The organism is Actinomycetospora sp. 2LY8.5, assembly GCF_057180585.1.
Window position 1 is genome coordinate 213,364 of record NZ_JBXUHE010000003.1, and the last position, 24,560, is coordinate 237,923.

At 72.7% G+C, this 24,560-nt stretch carries 22 protein-coding genes and 1 pseudogene; 7 read left to right on the forward strand and 16 right to left on the reverse strand.

The genetic code is table 11. From position 1 onward, the window contains the following. Positions 1-32: 32 nt before the first annotated feature. From AC2A1K_RS05430 to AC2A1K_RS05455, 6 genes are all read left to right on the forward strand, one after another. Complete coding sequence (locus tag AC2A1K_RS05430; protein ID WP_483895302.1) at positions 33-806, forward strand: nuclear transport factor 2 family protein; 774 nt, start codon at positions 33-35, stop codon at positions 804-806. Continuing rightward, entirely contained in the window at positions 803-1,726 is a 924-nt protein-coding gene (locus AC2A1K_RS05435; RefSeq protein ID WP_483895303.1) for an alpha/beta hydrolase, read from the forward strand. Before AC2A1K_RS05430 ends, AC2A1K_RS05435 begins: the two co-directional genes overlap by 4 nt. Beyond that, positions 1,723-2,589, forward strand: a complete 867-nt coding sequence (locus tag AC2A1K_RS05440) for a 3-hydroxyacyl-CoA dehydrogenase family protein (protein ID WP_483895304.1) — start codon at positions 1,723-1,725, stop codon at positions 2,587-2,589. Before AC2A1K_RS05435 ends, AC2A1K_RS05440 begins: the two co-directional genes overlap by 4 nt. Before the next feature lie 56 nt (positions 2,590-2,645). Beyond that, positions 2,646-3,836 carry an acyl-CoA dehydrogenase family protein gene (locus AC2A1K_RS05445; protein ID WP_483895305.1) on the forward strand — a complete coding sequence of 397 codons (1,191 nt, stop codon included), beginning with the start codon at positions 2,646-2,648 and terminating at the stop codon, positions 3,834-3,836. Continuing rightward, positions 3,836-5,383, forward strand: a complete 1,548-nt coding sequence (locus AC2A1K_RS05450) for an AMP-binding protein (protein WP_483895306.1) — start codon at positions 3,836-3,838, stop codon at positions 5,381-5,383. The genes AC2A1K_RS05445 and AC2A1K_RS05450 overlap by 1 nt, the downstream gene beginning before the upstream one ends. Before the next feature lie 70 nt (positions 5,384-5,453). After that, on the forward strand, positions 5,454-6,125 hold the full coding sequence (locus AC2A1K_RS05455; protein ID WP_483895307.1) for a TetR/AcrR family transcriptional regulator: 672 nt from the start codon (positions 5,454-5,456) through the stop codon (positions 6,123-6,125). Between the two features lie 75 nt (positions 6,126-6,200). On the opposite strand, the gene AC2A1K_RS05460 is transcribed toward AC2A1K_RS05455, so the two are convergent. Together AC2A1K_RS05460 and AC2A1K_RS05465 are read right to left on the reverse strand one after the other, a co-directional pair. Then, a complete protein-coding gene (locus tag AC2A1K_RS05460; protein ID WP_483895308.1) occupies positions 6,201-7,034 on the reverse strand; it encodes a hydantoinase B/oxoprolinase family protein in 834 nt (277 codons plus the stop codon). Further along, positions 7,004-7,240 (reverse strand): annotated as a pseudogene (locus AC2A1K_RS05465) (hydantoinase B/oxoprolinase family protein); the annotation flags it as partial. The gene AC2A1K_RS05460 and the pseudogene AC2A1K_RS05465, both read right to left, overlap by 31 nt. 233 nt (positions 7,241-7,473) lie before the next feature. Here AC2A1K_RS05465 and AC2A1K_RS05470 point away from each other — a divergent pair. After that, positions 7,474-8,100 (forward strand): LysE family translocator, encoded by a 627-nt coding sequence (locus AC2A1K_RS05470; RefSeq protein WP_483895482.1) that lies wholly within the window; start codon positions 7,474-7,476, stop codon positions 8,098-8,100. A gap of 217 nt (positions 8,101-8,317) precedes the next feature. Here the strand turns inward: AC2A1K_RS05470 and AC2A1K_RS05475 are convergent, their stop codons facing one another. The 14 genes from AC2A1K_RS05475 to AC2A1K_RS05540 all read right to left on the reverse strand — a co-directional run bounded on the left by AC2A1K_RS05475 (position 8,318) and on the right by AC2A1K_RS05540 (position 24,356). Next, positions 8,318-9,241 carry an alpha/beta hydrolase gene (locus tag AC2A1K_RS05475; RefSeq protein ID WP_483895309.1) on the reverse strand — a complete coding sequence of 308 codons (924 nt, stop codon included), beginning with the start codon at positions 9,239-9,241 and terminating at the stop codon, positions 8,318-8,320. Between the two features lie 177 nt (positions 9,242-9,418). Next, positions 9,419-10,744, reverse strand: coding sequence for an AAA-type ATPase lid domain-containing protein (locus AC2A1K_RS05480; RefSeq protein ID WP_483895310.1), 1,326 nt, complete (start codon positions 10,742-10,744; stop codon positions 9,419-9,421). A gap of 589 nt (positions 10,745-11,333) precedes the next feature. Then, entirely contained in the window at positions 11,334-12,548 is a 1,215-nt protein-coding gene (locus AC2A1K_RS05485) for an acyl-CoA dehydrogenase family protein (RefSeq protein WP_483895311.1), read from the reverse strand. An 11-nt stretch (positions 12,549-12,559) separates the two neighbouring features. Continuing rightward, positions 12,560-13,387 carry a mycofactocin-coupled SDR family oxidoreductase gene (locus AC2A1K_RS05490; RefSeq protein ID WP_483895312.1) on the reverse strand — a complete coding sequence of 276 codons (828 nt, stop codon included), beginning with the start codon at positions 13,385-13,387 and terminating at the stop codon, positions 12,560-12,562. A 231-nt stretch (positions 13,388-13,618) separates the two neighbouring features. Then, on the reverse strand, positions 13,619-14,773 hold the full coding sequence (locus AC2A1K_RS05495; RefSeq protein WP_483895313.1) for a CaiB/BaiF CoA transferase family protein: 1,155 nt from the start codon (positions 14,771-14,773) through the stop codon (positions 13,619-13,621). Positions 14,774-14,785: 12 nt separating this feature from the next. Next, positions 14,786-15,571: an IclR family transcriptional regulator gene (locus tag AC2A1K_RS05500; protein ID WP_483895314.1), complete on the reverse strand. Its 786-nt coding sequence runs from the start codon at positions 15,569-15,571 to the stop codon at positions 14,786-14,788. 65 nt (positions 15,572-15,636) lie between these two features. Beyond that, positions 15,637-16,782 (reverse strand): Rv3169 family protein, encoded by a 1,146-nt coding sequence (locus AC2A1K_RS05505; protein WP_483895315.1) that lies wholly within the window; start codon positions 16,780-16,782, stop codon positions 15,637-15,639. A 29-nt stretch (positions 16,783-16,811) separates the two neighbouring features. Continuing rightward, positions 16,812-17,201 carry a hypothetical protein gene (locus AC2A1K_RS05510; protein WP_483895316.1) on the reverse strand — a complete coding sequence of 130 codons (390 nt, stop codon included), beginning with the start codon at positions 17,199-17,201 and terminating at the stop codon, positions 16,812-16,814. Next, the gene (locus tag AC2A1K_RS05515) at positions 17,198-18,193 is read right to left on the reverse strand and encodes a phosphotransferase family protein (RefSeq protein ID WP_483895317.1); all 996 of its coding nucleotides are present in this window, start codon (positions 18,191-18,193) and stop codon (positions 17,198-17,200) included. The genes AC2A1K_RS05510 and AC2A1K_RS05515 overlap by 4 nt, the downstream gene beginning before the upstream one ends. Beyond that, on the reverse strand, positions 18,190-19,434 hold the full coding sequence (locus tag AC2A1K_RS05520; protein ID WP_483895318.1) for an acetyl-CoA hydrolase/transferase C-terminal domain-containing protein: 1,245 nt from the start codon (positions 19,432-19,434) through the stop codon (positions 18,190-18,192). Before AC2A1K_RS05520 ends, AC2A1K_RS05515 begins: the two co-directional genes overlap by 4 nt. Then, the gene (locus AC2A1K_RS05525; RefSeq protein WP_483895319.1) at positions 19,431-20,315 is read right to left on the reverse strand and encodes a cyclase family protein; all 885 of its coding nucleotides are present in this window, start codon (positions 20,313-20,315) and stop codon (positions 19,431-19,433) included. Before AC2A1K_RS05525 ends, AC2A1K_RS05520 begins: the two co-directional genes overlap by 4 nt. Then, positions 20,312-21,916: a class I adenylate-forming enzyme family protein gene (locus AC2A1K_RS05530; protein ID WP_483895320.1), complete on the reverse strand. Its 1,605-nt coding sequence runs from the start codon at positions 21,914-21,916 to the stop codon at positions 20,312-20,314. Before AC2A1K_RS05530 ends, AC2A1K_RS05525 begins: the two co-directional genes overlap by 4 nt. Continuing rightward, positions 21,913-22,953, reverse strand: coding sequence for an alcohol dehydrogenase catalytic domain-containing protein (locus AC2A1K_RS05535; protein ID WP_483895321.1), 1,041 nt, complete (start codon positions 22,951-22,953; stop codon positions 21,913-21,915). The genes AC2A1K_RS05530 and AC2A1K_RS05535 overlap by 4 nt, the downstream gene beginning before the upstream one ends. Beyond that, positions 22,950-24,356: an MFS transporter gene (locus AC2A1K_RS05540; protein ID WP_483895322.1), complete on the reverse strand. Its 1,407-nt coding sequence runs from the start codon at positions 24,354-24,356 to the stop codon at positions 22,950-22,952. The genes AC2A1K_RS05535 and AC2A1K_RS05540 overlap by 4 nt, the downstream gene beginning before the upstream one ends. Positions 24,357-24,560: the final 204 nt, after the last annotated feature.

Genomic DNA, 24,560 nt, shown 5'->3' on the forward strand with positions numbered 1-24,560 from the left:
GTCAACACTAGGGTTGACACTAGGAGGTCGATGTGGACATCCACCCGATGGGCGCGCTGATGCGGCGCTTCGTCGTGGACTGGCTCGACCGGGCGGACGCCGCGGTCGTGCCGGAGATCCTCGCGCCGCACTACGCCATCGACATCGCGGGGGTGCAGATGCCCGGCCGCGGGGCCTACCTCGAGGCCACGAGCGCCCAGCTGGCCCGCTTCCCCGGTCTCACCGTCACCGTCCACGACGCGGTGTACACCCCGGACGGTCACGCTGCGCTGCGCTTCACCGAGCACGGCGCCTCCGAGCGCGGCGGCTCCGCGGCGTGGCGGGGGATCGGGCTGTTCCGGGCCGAGAACGGGGTCCTCGTGCACAACGCGACCGAGGAGGACTACCTCGGTCGGCGCCGCCAACTGATCACCGGTTGCCCCGACCCGGTCGACCCGCCCATGGTCGCCCCCTGGACCGAGCTCCCGGCCGACCCCGATGCGGAGGCGGAGCGGTCCGTGCGGGCGTGGCTCGACGACGGGGCTCCCGCCCGGCCCGGCATCACGTTCGACGACGGGTCCACGACCGCCGACCTGCTCGAGGACTCCACGATCACGGTCGACGTCCTCGTCACCGCCGGACGACGGGTCGCGGTCCACGGCCTGGCCCGTGGCCGCTACGCCGGGGGTCTGCCCGGCGTCGACGCCGCCCCCGGCGCCGAGGTCACCCAGGGGCTCGCCGCGCTGCTCGACGTCGCCCCCGACGGCGCCCTGTCCGGCCACGTCGTCCGCGACCGGCTCGGCGTCCACCGAGCCCTGACCCGATGACCGGGTCCGACGCGGGCCTCGCCCCCGAGGCCGCCGACCTGCTGCGCCGGCTCACCGAGCTGGGGCTGCGGCCCTACGCCGAGATCGGCGTGCTGCGCGCGCGGCACGCCGTCGAGGCCGCGCGGTGGATGCAGGGCGAGCCGGAGAAGGTCGACACCCGCGACGTGCTCGTCGCCGGTGGGGACGGCCCTGTCCCGGCGCGCGTCTACCACCCCGCTCTCGGGCAGACGCTCCCGCTGACCGTCTGGTTCCACGGCGGCGGCTGGGTGACCGGCAGCGTCGTGAACGCGGACCGTCCCTGCCGGGCCATCGCCAGGGCGGCGCGGTCGGTCGTCGTCTCCGTCGAGTACCGCCGCGCGCCCGAGACGCCGTTCCCCGGCGCGGTGGACGACGCCGAGGCCGCGACGGCCTGGCTCGCCGAGCACGCGGCCGACCTCGGCGCGGACCCGGCCGGGCTCGTCCTGGCCGGCGACAGCGCGGGCGGCACCCTCGCCGCCGCCGTCGCGCGCAGGCTGCGCGGCCGCATCGCCCGCCAGGTCCTCGTCTACCCGCCCCTCGCGCCGCCCGGACCGGACGGCTACCCGGCGAACAACGACGGCCACCTGCTCACCCACGCCGACATGGCGTGGTTCTGGGAGCACTACCTCGGCGGCCGGCCCGCGACGCCGGACGCCGCCCCACTGCTCGCGGACGACGACGAGCTCCCCGGACTGCCACCCGCGTCGATCGCCGTCGCGGGCTTCGACCCTCTGCACGACGAGGGCGTGGCCTACGCGGCCAGGCTGCGCGCGGCCGGCGTCGACGTGGCGCTGCGGGACTGGCCGGACATGATCCACGGCTTCCTCGGCATGGCCGGGGAGCTGCCGCAGACGGCCACCCTCGTCACCTGGATCGCGGAGCAACGCAGGAGGGCGGCATGAGTGTCGCCGGGGCGAGCGCAGCGACGGGGAGGGTCGGGGTGGTCGGGGGCGGCACCATGGGCCGCGGCATCGCCTACGTGTTCGCCGCCGCGGGCCTGCCGACGACGGTGGTGGAGCCCGACGCCATCCGCGCGGTGGCCCTGGTCGGCGAGCTCGCGCAGCGGGCCCGCACGGGCGCCGAGAAGGGCAAGCTCGATCCGGCCGTCGCCGAGCGCCTGCCCGCGCTGCTCGACGTCGTCGAGGACGTCGCCGGTCTCGCCACCGGCCTCGACCTCGTCGTCGAGTCCGTGCCGGAGATCCCCGAGCTCAAGGTCGAGGTCCTGAGGGCGGCCGAGGCGCGCGAGCCCCGGCTGCTGGCCTCCAACACCAGCTCGATCTCGATCGACGCCCTGGCCGAGGACCTGGCCCGGCCGGCCGCCTTCCTCGGCATGCACTTCTTCAACCCGGTGTGGTCGCTGCCACTGGTGGAGGTCGTGCGCGGCCGGTCGAGCGACGAGGTCGCCGTCGCCGCGGCGCAGGACTACGCCACGACGATCGGCAAGGAGTCGATCGTCGTCCGCGACGTGCCCGGGTTCGCCACCAGCCGGCTCGACAACATCGCGGCCTTCGAGGCCATGCGGATCCTCGAGGAGGAGGTGGCGACCGCCGAGGACATCGACAAGGCCGCCGTGCTCGCCTACGGGCACCCGATCGGTCCGCTGCGGCTCTCCGACGTCGTCGGGCTCGACGTCCGCCTCGACATCGCACGGCACCTGTCGAGCGTCTACGGCGAGCGCTACGCCGCGCCCGGGATCCTCCGGCGCCTCGTCGCGCAGGGCCACCTCGGCCGCAAGACCGGACAGGGGTTCTACGCCTGGCGTTGACGACGCCGAACAGGCCGGTCTACCGTCAACACTGCTGTTGAGAGCGTGGAGGCGACGTGGCCGACGGACTCGTGAAGGACGACCTTCTCCTCGACACCGAGGAACGCCGGGCGCTGCGCGAGAGCGTGGCCAAGCTGGTGGGCAGCTACGGCCGGAGCTACTTCCAAGACGTGACGCGACGTGGAGCGCGCCCGGACGAGCTCTGGGCGGACCTGGGCCGCGCCGGCTACCTCGGCGTGCACCTGCCCGAGGAGTACGGCGGCGGCGGGGGAGGGCTGACCGACCTGGCGATCGTCATCGAGGAGACCTCGGCCGCGGGCTGCCCGCTGTTCATGCTGGTGATCTCGCCGGCCATCGCCGGGTCGTTGCTCACCGCGCACGCGTCCGAGGCGCAGAAGCAGCAGTGGCTCGCGGGCGTCGCCGACGGCACGAAGCGCATCGCCTTCGCCATCACCGAGCCCGACGCCGGCACCAACACCCACAACATCACGACGACGGCCCACGCCGACGGCGACGGCGCCTGGCGCATCCGTGGCCAGAAGTACTGGACCTCGGGCCTCGACGACGCCGACGCCGTCATCGTCGTGGCCCGCGGCACCGACCCGGACGAGCGGGGCCGCCACCCGATCTCGATGTTCCTGGTGCCGACCGACGCGCCGGGCCTGTCGTACCAGCCGATCGACTCGGCGCTGCAGATCCCCGAGAACCAGTTCACGACGTTCTTCGACGACGTGCGGGTGACACGCGACGACCTGATCGGCGAGGAGGGCGCGGGCCTGCGCCAGGTCTTCGCCGGGCTGAACCCGGAGCGCGTCACCGCCGCCGCACAGGCCAACGGCATCGCCCGGTTCGCGCTCGCCCGGGCGGCCCGCTACGCCACCGACCGCACCGTGTGGTCGACGCCGATCGGCGCCCACCAGGGCGTGTCCCACCCGCTGGCCACGTGCTTCGTCGAGGTCCAGCTCGCGCGCCTGATGACCATGCACGCCGCGAAGCTGACCGACGAGGGCGCCGACGCGGCCGCCACCGGCAGCGCCTCCACCGTCGCCAAGTACGCCGCCGGCGAGGCCGCGGCCGCCGCGGTGGACCAGGCGATCCAGACCCACGGCGGCAACGGCCTGTCCAACGAGTACGGGTTGTCCGACCTGTGGTTCGCCGCGCGGATGTTCCGCACCGCCCCGGTGAGCCGCGAGATGGTGCTCAACCACGTCGCCCAGCACAACCTCGGCCTGCCGAAGAGCTACTGATGACCACCACCGAACCGACGCCGGTCATGGACGCCACGCTCGGCGACACCCTGGCCCGGGTGGCCGCTCTGGGAGCGCAGCGGCCGGCGATCACGATCGTCGGGGCCCGCGGAGCAGCGGGGGAGGAGCCCGACCGCACGGTCACCTTCGGGGAGTTCGACCGGCGCGCCCATCGCGTCGCGCAGGCGCTCGTCGGGCAAGGTCTGCGCCCGGGTGACCGTGCGGCGGTCCTGCTGCGCAACTGTCCCGAGTACTTCGAGCTCCTGTTCGGGGCGGCACGGGCGGGTGTCGTGCTCGTCGCCCTCAACTGGCGGCTGGCGGCCCCGGAGATCCTCGCGATCCTGGAGGACGCCGACCCCGCCCTGCTCGTGTGCGGCCGTGACCAGCTGGTCCTCGTGCCCGAGGACCGGCGGCCGTTGGTGCTCGAGGACTCCTACGAGGGCTGGCTGGCCGCCGCGTCGGAGCAGCCGGTGACGCACGCCCCGGAGCCCGACGACGTCGTCCTGCAGCTGTACAGCTCCGGCACCACGGGCCTGCCCAAGGGCGCCCGGCTCACCCACGCCAACCTCGCGTTCACCCCGCGGATGGGCCGCGAGTTCTACGGCATGGGGCCGGACTCGGTGAACATGGTGCCCTCACCGCTGTTCCACATCGGCGGGATCGGTTACGGCCTCACCGCGCTCGGCCAGGGCGGGCACACCGTCCTGCTCTGCGACCTGGCGCCCGACCACCTCGTCGCGGTCATGGAGCGCCACCGGGTCACTCACGCCTTCGCCGTGCCGGCGATCGTGGCCGCCATCCTCGCCTCACCCGCCGTCGGGCAGGCCGACCTGTCGTCGCTGCAGCGAATCGCGTACGGCGGGGCGCCGATGACCGAGGCGCTGCTGCGCCGCGCCATCGACGGCCTGGGCTGCGGCTTCATGGCGGTGTACGGGATGACCGAGACCGCAGGCACCGTCGTCAGCCTCGCGCCGGCCGACCACGACCGGCCGCACCTGCTGCGCTCGGTCGGGCTCCCGCTGCCCTGGCTGGAGATCACGCTGGTCGATCCGGTCACCGGGGAGGAGGTCGCGGTCGGCGAGGTCGGTGAGATCCGCGTGCGGTCCGGGCAGAACACCCCGGGCTACTGGCACCGGCCCGAGGAGTCGGCGGCGACGCTGCTCGAGGGCGGGTGGCTGCGCACCGGTGACGCCGCCTACCGCGACGCCGAGGGCTACGTCTACCTGCACGACCGCATCAAGGACCTCATCATCTCCGGCGGTGAGAACGTCTACCCCGCGGAGGTCGAGAACGCGCTGGCCGCGAACCCGGCCGTCGCCGACGTCGCCGTCATCGGGGTGCCCTCGCCGCGGTGGGGAGAGACGGTCAAGGCGATCGTCGTGCCGGCGCCGGGAGTGACGCTCGACCCCGACGAGGTGCTCGCCGACGTGCGCACCCGGCTCGCCCGCTACAAGTGCCCGACATCGATCGACGTGGTGGAGGCCTTGCCCCGCAACGCCGCGGGGAAGGTGCTCAAGCGCGAGCTCCGTGCACCGTTCTGGCCCTGAGTGCTCGATACGATCGCGTGTGCGTCCAGCGCAGTGCGGCACGACGCCGGGATCGGCAGGAGGGCGGCGGATGACCGAGGCCGGGAAGAGCGCGATCGCACGACGCCGGGCCGCGGCGCTCGACGAGGGCGGCGCGGCGTACCAGGAGCGGCGCGCAGCGATCGTCCGGGCGGCCGGCGACGTGTTCAAGCGGCACGGGTTCCGAGGCACCAAGATCGGTGACATCGCCGAGGCCGTCGGGATGGACCGCGCGACGATCTACTATTACGCCGGCAGCAAGGAAGAGCTCTTCCACACCGCCGTCGGCGACGCGGTGGAGCGCAACTGCCTGCGCGCGGAGGAGATCCTCGCGGCTCCGGGCACGCCGCCGGAGAAGCTGCGGACGCTGATCACCGAGCTGATGGTGTCCTACGCCGAGAACTACCCCTACCTGTACCTGTACATCCAGGAGGACCTCGGCGTGCTGGCGCCCCGGTCGCAGTGGGGCCGCACCATGGCCCGCTACAACAAGCGGTACGAGAACGTCCTCGTCGCCATCGTGGAGGACGGGCTGGCCGACGGTAGCTTCCACGCGACGACGAAGCCGTGGGTGATCGCCTACGGGATCCTCGGCATGGTCGCGTGGTCCAACCGGTGGTTCAACCCGGAGACCTCGACCGTCCCCGCCGCCGACATCGGCGCCGCCTACGCCGACACGGTGCTCGGGGGCCTGACGCGCACATCTCCGGAGGAGACACCATGAGCTCGCTGCCCCGCCCGAGACGATCGAGGTGGCTCGGGGGGTGACGACGCCTCCGACCGGCCCGAGTGCGGGTCCTCACTCGCGGCTGTGCAGCGAGCTGCGCGCTGACTGTGTGGCTGCGGCGTCGACCGCCAGGCTCTCGTCGTCGACCTCACCGGTGAGGACGACCCCGTAGACCTCGCGCGCCGCGGCTCGGGTCACCCACCCTTCGAGCACGTCGCCGAGGACCAGCTCGGGCTCACGCTCGAGGGGATCGCCGTACCCGCCGCCGCCGGCGGCGTGAGCGCGGATCCGCTCCCCGGGGACGAGTTGCTCGGCGCCGATGGTCGGCACGTCGAGAGCGTCGTCGGCCCGGCCGAGGATCTGGGCACGGGCGCGGGCTCCGTCGTGACCGCCCCGTACCCCGCGCGCGGCGTTCAGGCTGCCGTCACCGGCGTAGGCGGCGAACAACGGCGTTTCGCGTGGCCCGTAGACGAGCTCGGCGGGCGGCGCGTCGCGCCTCCGCCCGGCGCCGCCCCCGTCGGCGACGAGCCGCAGCGAGTCGACGAGCACCGGGTACTTCTCCTCCGTGGTCTCCACGGAGTCGCGGTGCAGGAGGCCGCCGGTCACCGGCAGTGCGAGGGTCAGCCACCCGTCGGTGTCGGCGGCCGCTCCGCCGCCGTTGTTGCCGAGGATGATCTGGTTGACGTAGGGCGCACCGTTCCGTCGGCGGTCGGTGCCCGAGATGACCGCGAAGTCGGCGCCCATGGCGGCGCCCCCGTGCGCGAGGCCGACCTCGTCGACCTCGGCGAACGCGGACTGGGTGGCGTTGACGAGACGGTCGGCGATGTTCGTGTCGCCATCGAGCAGCTGGTCGGGTGCAGCGGGATGCCCACCACGCAGTTCTCCCGGAGGAACACCTCCACGCACCGGAAGCTGCCCGCGTTGTGCGGGATGTCGCTGTCGAGGACGTCGAACAAGCCCGTGACGACGTTGTTGACCGCGGTCGCCTCGCTCTGGTTGAGCCCCGCGGGTACGCAGTCGGGGTTGTCCCGCAGGTCGATGGCCACCCGTCCCCGCTCGGCATCGACGTCCGCCACAACCTTGATCGGCACGCCGTCGTCCACACCGGGCACGGGGTCGTGAGTGGCGTGCCCGACCGGACACCCATGAGGTCTCCGATTCGCGGGGCGTGGGGCCGGGACCGGGCGTCAGGAAGCCGTGGTCTCGGTGGTGCGGGACAGCGCGGGGTCGCCTGGGGAGACACCCACCGCGCGGAGCCCGAGGTACTCCGGCACGGTGTCGGCATAAGAGCTCCCGAGGTCGGAGGCGGGCGACGGAGCTCATCGACGGGAGGGTCGGCGTGGAGATGATCGACTGGTTGGGCTTCCTGTTGGCCGCGCTTCTCGTCTCGGCGGTGCCGGGCGCCAACCAGTTGCTGAGTCTCCGCAACGCGGTACGGCAGGGCACGGCGGATGCCACGATCGCGCTGGCCGGTCGGTTCTCTGCGTTCGTCATCCTCGTCGCGTTGGCAGCCGGCGGTCTGGGAGCCGTGCTCGTCACGTCAGCGACCGCGTTCACGGTGCTCAAGTGGGCCGGCGTGGCCTACCTCGGCTGGCTCGGTCTGTCGCTGCTGTGGAAGTCCTGGCGCTCGCGATCGTCGGACTCCGTCACTCCGACGGAGCCGGTCCGCGGGCGGTGGGCGCTGGTTCGGCAGGAGTTCACCGTCGCGATCACGAATCCGAAGGCGCTGCTGTTGTTCGCCTCGTTCATCCCGCAGTTCGCGCCGCCGACAGGCGCCACCCCGCAGGCCCTCGCCGTGCTCGGGCTCGCCTACATCGCGGTGGAGGCGGTCTCGGCCGTCGTCTACACGGTGTTGGGTGGACGGCTGCACAGCATCGGTCTCACACGCCGAGTCCGGCGCCGGCTCGACCAGATCAGTGGCGTCGCGTTCCTCGGCCTCGCCGGGCTCCTGGCCGCCGAACGCCGCGCCTGAGTCCGCCGCGGTTCGTGGTCACGATGCCGACATCGTGGAGCCTCTCCACGAACAACGGCTCGAGCTCGAACGCCCGCCGGATCCGTCCGATCGTCGAGCGCGGCGAAGGCGTCCGCTCGAATCCGCACCGCGGCCTTGGTGTCGAACCCGGTGCGCTGTACCCCGAGGTCCCTCCGCACCCCGAGGTCCCTCCGCGTGCGCCCGGGTATGTCCCGCCTCAGGGCCAGGAGCGCGCCGAGGCCAGGGGGGCGGAGTCCGTGCTCCCCACGCGCGGGCGGACGAAGGCGCCGATCTGCTCGATCGCGCGGTCGGCGTCAGGGAGCTGATCGGCGAACATCTGGAAGACGTGGACCATCTCGTAGCCGATCTGCAGGACGGCGTCGCCGCCGGCCCGGAGTACTCCGTCGACGATGCGGACCGCGTCGTCCTCGAGGACCTCGCTGCTGCCGGCCTGGGCCAACAGCGGCGGCAGACCCGCGAGGTTGCCCAGCAGCGGTGACGCCCGGTGGTCCGTGGGGTCGGCGCCCTGCAGGTAGCCCTGGGCCATCTCGGTGAGGACGGCACGGCTCACGAGCGGGTCCATCGGCTCGCGCGCCGACATGGAGTCTCCGCTCAGGGTCAGGTCCGCCCAGGGGGACATCAGCACCCCCACCGCCGGCAAGGCGTCGCCACTGTCGCGCGCGGCCGCCATCACCGCGAGGGCGAGGCCTCCACCGGCCGAGTCCCCCGAGACCACCAGAGAGGAGGGATCGATGCCGTCGGCGATCATGCCCTTGTACGCGGCGACGCCGTCGTCGAAGGCTGCGGGGAAGGGATTCTCCGGGGCGAGGCGGTAGTCGGCGAGGAATACCTGCGCGCCCGCGGCCCGGCCCATCCGCACGGCCAGATCCCGGTGACTGGTCGGCGACCCGATGAGGTAGCCGCCGGCGTGGAAGTGCAGGATCGTCGTCGCCCCGGACCACGGACCGCGGACCCAGCTGCCGTCGACGCCTCCCATCCGGGCGGGCGTGATCGACGCCTCGCCGGGGGGTTCTGGGCACATCCGGTCGAAGCCCGTGCGCATCTCCTCGACGGTGGCGTCCGCACGGAGCCACCCGGCGTAAGCGGTCGAGGCGATTTCGTTCACCTGCTGCGAGACCATCGGTCCTCCATGCGACGTGGCCGGCCTCACTGCCCGCCAGTCGTGCTACATCACCATTCGGAGCGGAGGCGGGAGGGTCTCATTCTCGGAGGGCTCGATCTCACCGGTGAGACTCGGTCGTCCGCCTGGGCCGGTACGGGCAAGGACGGACAGCGGCCCCGGGCAGCCGGGCGGCGGTCAGCTCCGGGCGGGACGCTTGATGTTGAGCGTCTTCATCTTCCGGTAGATCGTCGCGCGCGAGATGCCCAGATCCGTGGCAGCCACCTCCGCGTTCCACGAACGGCGCTGGAGCGCCTGAACCACCGCAGCGCGTTCGGCTTCCTCCAGCGCGACCAGGCGGCGCCCGTCTCGGCTGACCGCCTGGTGGGTGGAGGGCAGGTCTTCAAGGGTGATATCGCGGCCGCGTGCCGTCGCCAGCGCTGTGGACAGCACGCGGCGGAGCTCGGCGACGTTGCCCGGGAGGTCGTGATGCATCAGGGCGTCCACGCATTTCGAGGCGCAGCGCACGGGACCGGTACCCGGGCTCAGCCCGCCCAGGAGCGCGACGATCAGTGCGGGAAGGTCGTCGCGGCGGTCGCGCAGCGCGGGGACGGTGAGGGCACCGTCGGTACGGTCGATCAGCCGGCTGAGCAGGCCGGGCTCGATCTGGGACGGGTCGACCGTGAACAGAACCCGACCCGCCGAGCGCTCGAGGTGCGCACACAACGCCAGGGTCCGGCGACGATCCAGGCAGTCGACGTGGCGCAGGACGGCCGTCAGTTCGGGTGCGTGGACGCGCTCCGCGAACTGTTCGACGTCGTCGACGGCGAAATCGAGCTCCAGGGTCTCGGTGCCGGGGTTGGTCAGGCCGTGGACGGCACGGGCGAAGGTGAGCTTGCCGGCGCCCTGCTCTCCGAGCACCGCGATCCGGCGCCGATCGGCCAGCAGCTGGGTTCCCTGTTCGAGCAGGCGCTGCCAGATCGGCATGTTCGGATGGGCGGGATCGATCGACGGGCGGATCGGTCGTCGTGTTTCGCGTCCGGACCGCATCGTGATGAGGACGCCGGCCGGAGTGGCGCCGTCGTCGACGGTGGAGCAGCGGACGTCAACGGGGACGCCGCGGCTGAGGGTCAATCGGCCGGTGATGGTGCGCGAGTGCCGCATGCTGTCTTTCGCCCAGTTCCACAGCAATGCATGGTCAGAGGGGTCGAACAGCTCGGCGGCCTGGGCGTTGGTGAACAGGAACTGGTCGTTCAACGACGCCACGGCCAGGGCCGGGGAGCGGGCCATCCGGACGAAGGCGTCGAACAACGCGCGCTCGCGCGTGGAGGCCCCGTCCTGCAGCCGGGTCTCGATCTCGCGGGCGGCCTCGGCCACCAGCGGGAGAAGGTGCTCGTTGGTGTCCCGGTAGTGACAGGTGAGCGCGACGATGCCTTCGAGGCGCTGTGTCAGCGGATCCTTGACCGGCACGCCGACACAGGTGAAGTCCTGCATGTCCTCGAGGTAGTGCTCGGGACCGGCCACGATGATCGGGGCCCGGACCTCGATGACCGTGCCCAGCCCGTTCGTCCCAGCGACCTCCTCCGCCATGAGCGCCCCGGGGGCCGCGGAGATCCGATCGAGTCCGGACAGCAGTCGCCGGTCGGCCGCGGCGCGCCAGACCAGCCACGAGCCGCTGTCGGCCAAGGTGATCGCGGTGTGGGCAAGCTGCGCACTCAACCTCTCCAGCACCGGAGTGGCGGCCCGCAACAGTCGCGGCGTCGCCGGTCGATCCGGGTCGAGGGGGACGGCCAGGCGGTCGCCGGGGTTGATGCCGCTGAGCTGGGACCGCCGCCACGACGTGATGATCTCGTTGCGTAGGGACAGGTCGGCGGGCGCGGTGTCGTGCGCGGGCAGGGAGATGGGCTCGCCGAGCAGCCGCTCACGGGCGGCCTGCATGCGTCGACGGGCCTCGGGGCCCCATGCGGGATCCGGGTCGAGCTGTCCTGGCATGGACCGAACCTCCGACCTGCTGCGAGTCCCGACGACGCGGGCTCGTGTCTGATCGTGACAGTGCCCCGGTCCCGATCCCTAGCAGAACGGGGACCGGGACCGGGGCGCTGACGACGTCTTGCTAGATCAGCAGGAGGCCGTCGACCGGGTCGGCGAGACCGAGCAGCGCCTTGCCTGCGGGCACGAACGCTCCGTCCGGATGCAGGTAGGAGTGGTTCTTCAGGAAGTTGATGTCGCGCTGCTGGCGCTGCAGGGGGTTGTCGAGGTGGTAGATGCTCGACCCCGATCCCTCCACGATGATCTGCACGGCGTCGCGCGCCACCTGGCAGATGCGCGGAGAGGCCATGCGCAGCTCGGCCGCCGTCTGGACCTCCGCCGAGACGCCCCGATCGGACAGGTCGGACACCACGCGCAGGGTCTCGTCCCAGAGCAGCCGGGCCATCCGCGTCTCGGTGACGGCCTGCCCGTAGCGGCCCCACGCCTCGGGGTGCTCGCGTTGGGGCCCCAGCCCGAATCCGACGATGCGGGTCTGGATCCGGCGGTGGAAGTCCTCGAGTGCGGCTTCCGCGCAGCCGACCGCGACCGCGGCGAGCAGCACGTCGAACATACGGATGATCGAGAAGCCTTCGAGGGGACGGATGTCGTCGGGGTCGGCCGGGTGGAGGCGTTCCTGGCCGAACGCCGTCCACTGCCGGTCGCGGGGGATGAAATGGTTCTCCAGCGAGAAGGTGTTCGACCCGGTGGCCTGCATGCCGGCCATGTGCCAGATGTCGGTGATCTCGACGTCGGCGACGTCCGCGCACAGGCCGAGCATGGCGGGCTCCTCCTGACCCGGCCGCTGTTCGAGCGTGATGAACAGGACGTGGTCGGCGTTCATGATCCCGCTTGCGAACGGCCACGTGCCGGTGACCCGCCATCCGCCCTCGACGGGCACGGCCGTGCCCGACGGGGTGGCTTGGAAGCCGGCGGACAGGGCGGCCGTCGCGAAGGGACGCCCGTGGAGCAGGTGTCGCAGATCCTGGGTGATGGACACGTTGTGCACGACGAGGAAGGAGTAGACCCATGCGGTCGACGCGCAGCCCTTCGCCAGGATGCGGGTGATGGTCCCGAGCTCGGTCATGCCGTAGCCGTAACCGCCTTCGCTGCGGGGGCTGACGACGTAGAACAGGCCCGCGGCCTCGAGGTCGGCGATCGTCTCGTCCGGGATGCGACGCAGCTCCTCGGCACCGCGGGCCCGCTCGCGCAGCCTGGGCACGAGTGCCTCGGCGCGGGCGATGAGTTCCTCGGCGCTCGGCCGCCCGCCGGTCTCGGTGGGTGCCGACAGGATGGCAGTCATGATGATTCCTCTCAGATCTGCATCGAGCCGGCGTCGACGGGAAGCGCCACCCCGGTGATGAAACGGGCCTTCTCAGATGCCAGGAAGAGAATGGCGTTGGTGATGTCCGTGGCCTCGACCCACGGAATGGGCATGATATTGAGCGACGCGAAACCTGCTTTCGCGTCCTCGGCCGTGGGGTTCTCCAGATCGGGCCGGAAGAGGCGGTACTGCGCGTCGTGCTGGATCATGTCGGTGTTCACCGTCGTCGGATGAACGGAGTTGACCCGGATGTTGAACGGGGCGAGCTCGTGGGTCATGGCCTTCATCAGGCCGGTCACGCCGTGCTTGGCGGCGGTGTAGTGGGCGACGCCGCCGTTGCCCTTGAGCCCGTACACCGAGCTGGTCAGGATGAACGACCCGCCGCCGGCGGCGATGAGGTGCTCGACAGTGGCCTTGGCGGTGTTGAACACGCCCGTGAGGTTCGTACCGATCATGTCGTTCCACTGCTCGGCGGTGAGGTCACGAACCCCGCCGTAGCTGACGATGCCCGCGTTGGCGAGAACGACGTCGAGTCGGCCGAGCTCGCTGACTCCCGCGTCCACCGCGGCGGCCAGCGCTCCCACGTCCCGGACGTCGGCGACGGACGGCACGATCCGACGGTCCTCGGCCTCGACCAGCTTCGCGGTCTGGGCGAGGTCTGCCTCGCTCGACAACCCGTAAGGCACCGAGCCGATCTGATCGCAGATGTCGATCGCGATGATGTCGGCGCCCTCCTGCGCCAGGCGGACCGCGTGGCTGCGGCCCTGACCGCGGGCCGCGCCGGTCACCAGCGCGACTCTGCCCTCCAGCTCTCCCACGTCGACTCCCTCGTCGGTCTCAGCGCCCGAACCGTGTGTGGTCCGGCTCACTGCTCCGGGAGCATGCGTCGTCCGTGCGACCGCGGAAGCTCTCAGTCCTGAGACGCTGAGACACGCCGGTCGCCGCACTCCCAGCGCCTGGAAGCGCTGCTGCCGGCGGCGCCCGGGCTCGACGTCACCCTGCCCGAGACGACGCGACACCTTTGGGTGACGGCGCTCAGCGGACCACGCCTACGCCACGGTGACGCCGCTGTGGCGGAGCGCGGCGATCCGCTCGGGGGAGAAGCCGCGTTCGGCGAGCACCTGGGCGGTGTGTTCGCCAGGTCGTGCTGCCGGTGGCCCCGCGGTGGCCGGCGTGCGCGAGAAGCGCGGTGCCGGAGCGGGCACGCGGGTGCCGTCGACGGTCACGAAGCCGCCGCGTGCCAGATGGTGCGAGTGTCCTGGGGCTTCGCTCATCCGCAGAACCGGGGTCACGCACGCGTCGGTGTCGGCGAAGCGCTCGACCCATTCATCGCGGGTCCGGGTGCGGAACGCCGCGGCGAGGCGCTCGGTGAGCTCGGGCCAGTTGTTCGGGTCCCACTGGTCCGGCAGTTCCTCGTCGGCGAGTCCGAGCTCGTCGACCAACCGCGCCCAGAAATGCGGCTCCATCGCGCCGACGGCCAGGTACTCGCCGTCGGATGTCTCGTAGGTGTCGTAGAAGGGCGACGCGCCGTCGTTGGCGTTGGCCTCGCGGCGCTCGTCCCAGCGGCCACGGCCGAGCAGTTCGTACATCATGGTCATCAGGTAGGAGGCACCGTCGACCATGGCGGCGTCGACGACCTGCCCTTGCCCGGAGCGCCCGCGCTCGATGACCGCGGCGGTGATGCCGAGGGCGAGCAGGAGGCCGCCTCCGGCGAAGTCGCCGAGGAGGTTGAGCGGTGGCGTGGGGCGGTCGTCGCGCCGTCCGAGTGGGGCGAGCGCGCCGGCGAGCGCGACGTAGTTGATGTCGTGGCCCGCCCGCTGGGCCAGGGGCCCCTCTTGACCCCAGCCGGTGAGGCGTCCGTACACGAGCTTGGGTGCTCGCGCGTGACAGTCCTCCGGCCCGAGGCCGAGGCGCTCCATGACGCCGGGCCGGAAGCCCTCCACGAGCACGTCGGCGTCGGCCACGAGGTCGAGCGCAGCGAAGCGACCGTCCGGGTGCTTGAGGTCGAGCGCGACCGAGCGTCGGCCTCGTCCGAGGATGCCGTCGGTGAGCGTCTCGACGCCGGTGGGCGGCTCGGACCGCGGGGGTGCGGGGCGGTCGATGCGGACGACGTCGGCGCCGAGGTCGGCGAGCACCATCGCGCAGAACGGGGTGGGGCCGATGCCGGCGAACTCGACGACGCTCATCCCGGCCAGAGGGCCCATGGGATGCTCCTCTCAGCGGTGGTCGAGGCGACCGAGGTCGCGCTCCATGGCGGTGGCTGCGCCGCGGGCCGCCTCGACCAGCGATGCCTCGAGCGCATCGGTGAGCTGGGCGCGGAGCCCGGAGATGTGCACGGCGGCGACGAGGCGTCCGGTGGCGTCGCGGACCGGTACCGCGAGCCCGACGATGCCGATCACGGCCTCCTCGCGGCTGACGGCGAACCCTGCCTGCCGGATGCGTTCGAGCTCCGCGTCGAGCGCGCCGGGGTCGGTGAGCGTGTGCTCGGTGAGCACGGGCAGCTCGGCGTCGTCGAGCCGGCGGCGCAGGGACGTGTCCAGGGCGGCGAAGAGCTTCCCGACCGCGGTGGCGTGCAGATACAGCTCGCGGCCGAGCCGGATCTCCACGCTCACGGGGCGGGAGCCCGGCACGCGGTCGACGTAGGTGACGTTGTCGCCCAGGCGCACCGCGAGGTAGACGTCTTCCCCGGTCGAGAGGGCCAGGTCCTGGAGGTGCCGGCGGGCCACCGAGCGCACCTCGAGCTCGTCGGCGATCCGCAGGCCCAGCCGCACCGCGCGCGGACCGAGCGTGTAGCGCAGGTCGTCGGTGACGGAGACGACCTCGCTGGCCACCATCCGCTGGAGCAGGTTGTGGCTGCTCGAGACCGGCAGCTCGAGGCGTTTGGCGATCTCGGTGACGGTCATGCCGCTCGTATGTCCGACGAGCAGCTCCAGGACGTCGAAGGTCCGGGCGTAGCGGTCCTTCCCGGGGCCTGCGTCCACCGGCGGCTGGGGCGTCGACACGACCGGACATCCTCCGTCATGCGACTCCGGGAGCGGTGTGCGGGCATGCGCGCCGCCCGCCGCGCTCAGCGGAGGAAGTCCCATCCGGGCCGTCCCGCGGTGCACAGCTCGAAGGCCACCGGGTCGATGGCCTGGTAGATGCCGATCGACTGCTGCCCGTCGTCGGTGCTCACGCGGCACAGGTGCTCGTCGAGCCCGCGAATGAAGACGCGGTTCTCAGGCCGCTCGAGGTCGTAGGTCTCGCCCTCGGTGTGGTCCGGTCCGTCGTAGGAGCCCTGGTGGATGTCGCTCTCGGGCGTGCCGCCGTACATCCCGCAGCGCAGGAACGCGGTCTGCTGCCCGAGGCGCTCGTAGTGCAGCTGTCGTTTCTCCCCGGTGTCGAGGCGGTAGTCCACGACCCCCTCGACGAACAGCTGGGTGTCGGGCTCGAAGCGCAACCGGCGGGTCGGCTTGTCGACGCGGGTGGCGCCGGGGCGCCCGTGGCCGAAGGGGTAGTAGACGCGGTCGCCCCAGAGGGTCCAGTCGTCGAAGGCGACGAAGGCGTTGCCGTTGACCCCGACGTGCAGCCGCCCGCCCAGGGACATCGCGGGCCCGCCGACTCCGCGCCCGGTGCCCCAGTGACGGTCGCGGGTGCCGGTGGAGCCGGCCGGCATCTCGTGGCGGACCCCGTCGATCGCGTACCAGCCCGAGACGGTCCCGAAGCCTTCGAAGCCGCTGGTGACGTCGTTGCGGCGGCCGGGCGGGGTGCCGTGGGCGGTGTCGGAGAGTGGTTCGCGGAACACCTGGCGGGTGGTGTCGACGAAGGTGAGGTCGTAGGAGATGCCGTGGTCGTTCGGCTCGAGGACGAAGCGCCACTCGCGCAGGCCGCGGATCACCCGTGGCGCGATCGGGCCGACGGCGAGGTCGACGCGGTCGGCGCCGATGCGACGGAAGCTGCGGACGGCGGTGTGGCGCCCACCGCGGTTGACGATGGCGTACGCCTCGGCGCGGTCCAGGTTGGGGTAGAAGCTGCCGCCGGTCGCGATGATCACTTCCCCGGCGGGATCGTGCATGATCACCCAGTAGCGCTCGTAGGCGCGCGGATCCCCGGTCCACATGACCCGGACCGGGTCGGGTGTCTGGTGCACGAGGAAGTCGTCGAGCGGTGAGAGCGGGAACTGCTCGGCGAAGTGCTCGTCGTCGATCGTGAGGCCGGGCCAGGCGCTGGTCACGTGGCTCCTCTCCAGGGCTCGGGCGGGGATCAGGTGGGGTCGGTGGCGACGCGGTGCTGCAGGTAGGCGCCGATGCGCGCGCGGGCGTCGTCGCCGCGCGGCGGGGGCGGCAGCACGCGGATCGTGGCCGACAACCGTTCGCGCAGCTGCTCGTTGCGGGTCGCGAGGGCTGCGACGTCCGTCCCGGGCTCGGGGGCGGGCGGGAGGTCGACACCGAGCTCGCGCAGCAGCCCGTCGAGTGCGGCGTTGTCCGCCACGAGGAAGGGCAGCGCGGTCGACCAGGTGCCGCGGACCCGGCGCACGAGACGTTCGGCGTCACGGACCCGGTCACGCCCGCCGGTGGACAGGTCCTCGTCGCGAACCACGGCGTCGAGCAGTCGGAGCACCCCGTCGAGCTGCTCGTCCACGGTCGGTCTCATCTCGTGGCCACCTCCGGGCACAGCGCGGGCAGGGACGCCAGGAGCTCGGCGAGCACGCGGCGGTGAGGTCGGTAGGGCTCCTCGCTGCGTCCCTCGAGGAACGAGCGCAGGCCGCTGACCTGCATGACGGCGGTCTTGAACGTGGAGAACACGACCCACCAGCGCAGCGCCGTGCGGTCCACCGGTGTGCCCGTGACCTGCTCGTAGTGCGCCACGAGGTCGTCGGCCTCCCAGACGCCCTCGATGGTGTGCTCGCCGGCACGCAGAGGTTGGGTGACCCAGCCGAGGTCCTCGAGCGGGTCGCCGAGGTGGGCGAGCTCCCAGTCGAGGAGGGCGCTGACGTCGCCGCCCGCGAGCAGGATGTTGCCCGGCTTGAAATCGGCGTGGACGAGCACGGTGTGCGTCGAGGTGGGGGCGCTGCGTCGCAGTGCGTCGATCGCCAGGTCGAGCTCGGGGTGGGCCTCGAGCGCATCGCCGCGCAGGATCGCCTCCCACCGGTCCAGCTCGGCGGACGCGGCATCCGGTCCGGGGTCGGCAAGCACGGCGTCGAGGCCCAGAGCGCGCCAGTTGGTGTCGTGGACCGCGCCGAGCAGCTCGCAGAAACGGGCGGCGAGGTCGCGGCGCTCGGACAGCGGCCGCGCCGAGCGCAGGACCCGGTAGTCGCAGGTGCCGGCCACGCGGCGCATGACGAGGAACGGGCTGCCCAGCCAGGTCCCGTCGGCGTCGAGCCACCGTGCTGTCGGCGTCGGCAGCGGTGCGGGTTCCAGCGCCCGCAGCACCGCGAACTCGACGGCTCGGTCGGTGTCGACGAGGCCCCCGTCGGGGTCCTGGCGCAGGATCAGCGGCTCGCGCCCGCCGTCGCGCTCCAGGTCGAACAGGTAGTTGTCCCGCGATCGCCCGACACCGACTCGTTCCAGGTCCACCACTCGCGCGCCCTCGCCGCCATGGGTGTCCAGGAACGACTGCAGCCGCGCGACGATCTCCTCGCTCACGGTCCCTCCTCGAGTGCGTGCCGCAGTGCCGCGCGGTGCTCCGGGGCCGCGACCTCGATCAGCGCGCGAGCGCGGGCGGCGAGGTCGGCCCCCCGCAGGTCGGCCACCCCGTGCTCGGTGACGACGACGTCGACGCTCGCGCGGCCGGTGGTGACCGTCCCGCCGTACAGCCGGGGGACGATCCGCGACGCGCCGTCGGCGGTGGCCGGGAGCATGACCACCGACCGGCCGTGCGGGGTGCGCTGGGCCGCGCGCAGGAAGTCCGGCTGGCCGGCGACGCCCCCCACGTAACCGCCGGCGACCTGCTCGGCGTTGACCTGGCCGGTGAGGTCGACCTGCAGCGCGGAGTTGAGGGCGACCAGGCAGTCCAGGCCCGCCAACGTCCCCGGGTCGACGACCTCGGCGACGGGGCGCACGTGGGCGCCGCCGCTCGCGACGTGGTCGTGCAGCTTCCTGCACCCCGCGGCCTCGGAGAGGACCACGGCGTCCGGCGCCGACGACAGGGCCCCGGCACGGGCGAGGGTCAGCAGCCAGTCACCGACCAGTGTCGAGCGCACCTGCAGGTCCCGGTGCCCGGACAGCGCCTCGGCCACCACCGCGGGCAGGGTCCCCACGCCGAGCTGCAGCGTCGCGCCGTCGGGAACGAGCGACGCGACATGGCCGGCGATCGCACGGTGACCCGTGTGCCCGGCCCGCGCCACCGGCCCGGGCAGGGGGTGCGAGACCGCGACGGCGAGGTGCAGTGCGGCCGTCGGCAGGGTGGGGGCGTCGGTGCGGGGCATCCGGTCGTTGACCTCGGCGATCACCACGGCTCCGCCGTGGGCCGCGAGCTCGTAGGCGTGGTCGACGGCGATCCCGAGACTGTGCCGTCCGTCGTCGCCGACCGGCGCGACCGACAACAGCACGACCACTCGCCCCGGCGCCCGTAGCGGCAGCACGCGAGGCAGATCGACGAAGGTGCAGGGGACGACGGCCAGGTCGCCCCGCGCGGCGTGTCGGGCGAGCGGGCCCATGGCCCCGAACGAGGCGAGTCGGACCGCCGGCGGGTCCTCGAGGACCCCGCTGTGGCTCAGTCCGACGAACAGCTCCACGTCGGGCAGGTCCTCGGCCGGCGTCTTCGCCAGGGCCTCGAGCAGCGCCGTGGGTTCCCCCGCGCCACCCGCGACGACGACGAGGTCGCCGTCGCGCAGCAGCGCCGGCCAGTTCTCGAGCGCGGTCGGGGTCACGTCGTGGGCGCTCACAGCACCGCCACCGGGGCGACAGGGCCCGCCGTGGAGCCGGCGAGCGGGATCGGGGCCAGCACCAGCAGGAACGTCGATCGTCCGGCCGCGTCGAGAGCGGCGGCGAGGTCGGCGAGGTCGAGGTTCTCGAGCAGGGGGACGCCGTAGCGGTGCATCAGGGTGATGTGGACGGGGAACGTGGAGCCGGCGGCCGCGGGCTGCACCTCCACCGCGTAGTTGTCGGCGCCGACCACCGCCACGTCCCGAGCGGCGAGCCAGCGAGCCGCGTCGTCGTCGATGCCGGGCTCGTCGTCGAAGTAGTCGGGGGAGCCGCGGTGGCGCTCCCACCACCCGGTGCGGAGCAGGACGGCGTCCCCGGCCCGTGGCGTGACCTCGGCGGCCCGGTAGGCGGCGTCGAGCTGGCCGGCGTCGATCGCCGCGCGCGGGGGCAGCGGGTCGTCGTGGGCCAGGTCCACCAGCACGCCACGGGTCACGATCGCCCGCAGCGCCTCGGCCCCGCACCGGCCCGCGCCGCGTGTCGATCGCACCGAGGCGGCGGCGTGCCCGTTGTAGAGCTCCTCGCCGGACCAGGCGTGGGCCAGGGCGTCGAGGTGGGTGCCGCTGTGGGTGCCGAACATGACGGTGTCCTCGGCGAAGCGGAACCCGTCGGGGGAGCGGGCCCCGGCGGCATAGTCGCCGTAGTCGCGGTCCATGAAGCGCTGCGGGGCACGGCGGTGCGGCGGGACCCCGGCGCGCGGGCCGATCGGCTGGGCGAGGGAGATCGTGCGTCCGTCGCGGACCAGGGCGGTGGCGGCGCGCACGGCGTCGGGGTCGACGAGGTTGAGGGCGCCGGCCTCGTCGTCCGAGCCCCAGCGGCCCCAGTTCCCGTCGGTGGCGCTCACGGCGCGACCGCCCGGACGTGCTCGGTGGCCTGCTGCACGAGCGCCTTGCGGGTCAGCTTCCCGGTCCCGGTCCGCGGCAGCTCGGGAAGCACGACGACTTCCCAGGGAACCTTGAAGCTCGCGATCCCCGCGCGGCAGTACTCGCGCAGGGTGGTGCCATCGGTGCCGTCCGGGGCGACGACGAACGCCATGACCACTTCGCCACGGGAAGGGTGGGGTGCGCCGACGACGGCGACCTCCGTCACCGAGGGATGGGTCGAGAGATAGCCCTCGACCTCGGCAGGTGCGACGTTGATCCCGGACGTCTTGATCATCTCGGTGAGCCGGGCGCCGAACTCGACGGCTCCGTCCGGACGGATGCGCAGTCGGTCGCCGGTGCGGAACCAGCCGTCGTCGGTGATCGCCGTCGAGCTCTCGGCGTTGAGGTAGCCCGGGGTCACGCGGCCGCGGACCTGCAGCTCGCCGAGGTCCCCGACCGCCTGGACCCGCCCTTCGGGGTCGACGGTGCGTACCTCGACGCCGGGCAGCGGCGGGCCCTGGGTCGTCACGCGCCATTCTCGAGGAGCGTCGTGCGGGGTCACGCAGCAGTTGCCGTACACCTCGGTGGAGCCGTACACGTTGCACAACTCGGGGATGTCCAGCTCGTCGATGGCGCGGGTGACCTCGTCGGGACGCCCGATGGTCAGCCCGGTGCGCAGGCTGCTCAGCGTCCGCACCCGCTCGCCGACGCCGACGAGGGCATCGGTGATGGTCGGCAGCAGGTACGCCGCCGTGACCTCCTCGGTCGCCATGAGTTCGGCGGCCCGGTGCGCCTCGAAGTGCTCCTGCAGCACCAGGCAGGCGCCGTGGGTCGCCGTCGCGGGCCACGCGTTCGCACCGCCGTAGCTCCAGAACAGGGGAGAGGAGAGCCAGACACGGTCCTCGGCGGTGAGGCCCATGCGCTCGCCGATGTGGAAGGCGTTGACGAGGGTGTCGCGCTGGCGCAGCGGCACCGCCTTCGGATCGCGGGTGGAGCCCGAGGTGTACAGGACGAAGGCGACGTCCTCGGCCCGTGCAGCGATCTCGCCGGTGTCCGGCCCGACGGCGCCGAGGAGGTCCCGCCAGCGCAGCGCACCGCGCGGGGCCCGGTCGCCGTCGCCGAGGAGCACGACGTGGCGCAGGTCGGGGAAGCGTTCGCTGTGCCACTCACCCGGGTGGGACCTCCACACCTCGGGGACGAGCTCGGCCAGGACCGCGAGCAGGTCACTCGAGCGGACGGTCGGGGTCATCACGAGGACCGGACAGCGCGAGGTCCGCAGGAGGAACTCGAGGTCGTGCGCCTTGACCCACGTGTTGAAGGCGTCGACGCGTGCCCCCCGCCTCATGGTGGCGAGCGCGACGACGGGCCAGTCGGCGGTGTTGCCGGCCAGCAGGCCGACCCCGTCCCCGGGCCCGACGCCGAGGCGTGCGAGGGCCGTAGCGCCGCGGCGGGCGGCGGCGTCGAGCTGGGCGTAGGTCAACCGCGCGGGCCCGGCGACGAGCGCGGGCGCGTCCGGACTCGTGGCAGCGAGGTCGTCGACCAGGGCGGGCAGGGTCGGTGCGTCCGGCGGTGTCGTGGTCATGGCACGAGGACCGCCCGTCCGGTCACCGTCCGCGCGTCGATCGCGGCGTGCGCGTCGCGGGCGTCGTCGAGCGCCCATCGTGGGGGAGGAGGAAGCTCGAGCCGTCCGGAGGCCACGAGGTCGACGACCTCGGCGAGGTCGTCGCGATCAGCATGGGCGCTGCCGTGCACGCGGAGCTCCTTGAGGATCGTCAGTCCGGGGTCGAGGGGCAGGGCGTCGGGTTCGGTGTTGCCGACGAGGACCAGGCAACCGCCCGGCGCGAGGGCCCGCAGCGCCAGGGCGAACGTCGGACCGCCCGTGACCTCGACGGCCACGTCCGCACCACGGCGCCCGCCGAGCGCGCGGATGGCCTCGCGCAGCTCCGACCGGTCGGGGGCGACGACGGCCGCGGCGCCGCGCCGGTACAGCTCCGGGGCCTTGTCCGGACTGCCGGTGACGGCGACGACGTGGGCGCCGAGCAGCCGTGCAACGGCCACCGTGTGCAGGCCGACCCCACCGCCCGCGCCCGTGACGACCACGATCTGGCCGGCGTCGACCCGGGCGCTGCGCAGTGCTCGCAAGCCCGTGCCGACAGCGCACGACAGGATCGCGGCGGTCGTGTCGTCGACGGAGTCCGGGACGACGACCGCATTGCCGGGGGTGGCGACGGCGAACTCCGCGTAGCCCCCGGGGAGGTCCTCGCCGTAGAAGCCGCGGCCTTCCCGGCACGCCGACGGTCGCCCGCCGACACAGTCGGGACACGTCCCGCAGGTCAGGCGCTGGTTGAGCGCGACGCGGCGTCCGACCCAGTCGGCGAGGTCCGACGACCCGCTGGCGACGACGGTGCCCGCGATCTCGTGGCCGAGGACTGCCCCGGCCTTCGCCGCCAGCTCGCCTCGACGGGCCAGGGCGTCGTGGCCGCACACGCCGCACGCACCGACGCGGATCAGGAACTCGCCCGTGCCAGGTGACGGAGCGGGGCGCGCCACGGGAACGAGGACCTCGGGGCCACCCAGAGCCGTGAGCTCGACGGCCCGCATGGTGCTCGGCAGGGTCACGAGCGCACCCGCTGCGCGCCGTGCGGCGCGGCCTGGTCCGCGGGCTCGTCGGTGGCCGTCCCCTCGGCGAACAGGTCACGTCCGGCGGTCTCGGGCAGGAGCGCCCAGAGCACGAGCCCGCAGACCAGGGCGACGCCGGAGAGGAAGAAGCCGGGCGCGTAGTTCAGGCCGGTGGCGACGACGAGGGACGCCCCGATGAGGGGGCCGAAGCCCGAGGGGGCGCCCACCCCGAGGTTGAAGCCCACCGAACCGTTGGTCAGGCGGGTGGAGGCGGGGAAGAGCTCGATCAGGATCAGGGACGTGTTGGCGTTGATCGGGGCCTGCAGCACCCCGAACACGACGAGCGCGAGGATGATCGCGACCGGGTTGCCCGTGCTCATCAGCAGGAACATGGGGATGCCGAGGATCGCGTGCCCGGCGCACCCGAACAGCACGGTGCGGCGGCGTCCGAACCGGTCGGAGAGCCGACCCGCGACGGGGCACAGCGCTCCGTAGATCACCAGGCCGATGCAGGTCAGCAGGACGGCTGTCGTGCGGTCGAGCTCGATGGTCGAGCCCAAGTAGGTGACGACGTAGGAGCCGAGGTAGTAGAGACCGACACCGCAGATCCAGGAGAAGGTGAAGGTGGTGAGCAGAGCGCGGATCTGGTCGCGCCGGAACGCGTCGGTCCAGCGGGCACGCGGCCGGTCGCTACGGCGCTCGATCTCGCGGAACACCGGGGTGTCCTCCAGCCGCCGCCGGATGTAGAGGCCGAGGAGCCCGAGCGGCAGCGCGACGAGGAACGGGATGCGCCATCCCCACGCGGCGAGCTGCTCGGCGCTGAGCAGGAACCCGAGGACGAGGGCGATGAGGCTGCCCAGCACGAGCCCGATGGCGGCGCCCAGGGAGGGGAAGCTCCCGCGGATGCCGCGTCGGCCGGGTGGTGCGGTCTCGATGAGGTACGCGGAGCTCGCGCCCCACTCGCCACCCACCGAGATGCCCTGCACGCAGCGCAGGAGCACCAGCAGTGCGGGCGCGGCGACCCCGATGGCCGCGTAGGTCGGGAGCAGCCCGATCAGGGCGGTGGCCACCCCCATCACCGTGATGCTGATGGACAGCGAGAGCCTGCGCCCGGCGCGGTCGCCGATCACCCCGAAGATCACGCCGCCCAGCGGTCGCATGAGGAAGGCGACCCCGAACACGGCGAGCGACTGCAGCAGCTGTGTGCTGGCGCTACCGCCCGGGAAGAAGATCGCGCCCAGGGTGGCGGCGAAGAACCCGTAGAGGGCGAAGTCGAAGTACTCGAGGACGTTGCCGATCAGGCATGCCGCCGCGATTCGCCTGGTGTCCTTGCCCTCGGACCCCGTCGCGGCGCCGGTGGCGCTGTCCGCGCCGTCTGAGCGTGAGGACATGTCCTGCGTCATCACCGGCTCCTCTTCGAGTTTCGGTAGGATGTTTCGAGAACTCGAAGATAGAGCCAGGGTGCCCGCGGGGCAAGACCCTCGACCACAGGTTCGCGCTCAGGACGTCGCCGGTCCCGCCCGTGCTGAGGCGGCCGGGCACGCCGCGTGCCGCCGGACCTGCGGACGTCGCGGCGCAGCGCGTCGACCAGCACCGGACGTGCGCTG

Excerpts from the sequence above, each read along its gene's own strand:
- AC2A1K_RS05435 (WP_483895303.1), top strand. The coding sequence starts at position 803 with ATGACCGGGTCCGACGCGGGCCTCGCCCCCGAGGCCGCCGACCTGCTG.
- AC2A1K_RS05440 (WP_483895304.1), top strand. The coding sequence starts at position 1,723 with ATGAGTGTCGCCGGGGCGAGCGCAGCGACGGGGAGGGTCGGGGTGGTC.
- AC2A1K_RS05450 (WP_483895306.1), top strand. The coding sequence starts at position 3,836 with ATGACCACCACCGAACCGACGCCGGTCATGGACGCCACGCTCGGCGAC.
- AC2A1K_RS05455 (WP_483895307.1), top strand. The coding sequence starts at position 5,454 with ATGACCGAGGCCGGGAAGAGCGCGATCGCACGACGCCGGGCCGCGGCG.
- AC2A1K_RS05470 (WP_483895482.1), top strand. The coding sequence starts at position 7,474 with ATGATCGACTGGTTGGGCTTCCTGTTGGCCGCGCTTCTCGTCTCGGCG.
- AC2A1K_RS05475 (WP_483895309.1), bottom strand. The coding sequence starts at position 9,241 with ATGGTCTCGCAGCAGGTGAACGAAATCGCCTCGACCGCTTACGCCGGG.
- AC2A1K_RS05485 (WP_483895311.1), bottom strand. The coding sequence starts at position 12,548 with ATGACTGCCATCCTGTCGGCACCCACCGAGACCGGCGGGCGGCCGAGC.
- AC2A1K_RS05495 (WP_483895313.1), bottom strand. The coding sequence starts at position 14,773 with ATGGGCCCTCTGGCCGGGATGAGCGTCGTCGAGTTCGCCGGCATCGGC.
- AC2A1K_RS05510 (WP_483895316.1), bottom strand. The coding sequence starts at position 17,201 with ATGAGACCGACCGTGGACGAGCAGCTCGACGGGGTGCTCCGACTGCTC.
- AC2A1K_RS05530 (WP_483895320.1), bottom strand. The coding sequence starts at position 21,916 with ATGACCACGACACCGCCGGACGCACCGACCCTGCCCGCCCTGGTCGAC.
- AC2A1K_RS05540 (WP_483895322.1), bottom strand. The coding sequence starts at position 24,356 with ATGACGCAGGACATGTCCTCACGCTCAGACGGCGCGGACAGCGCCACC.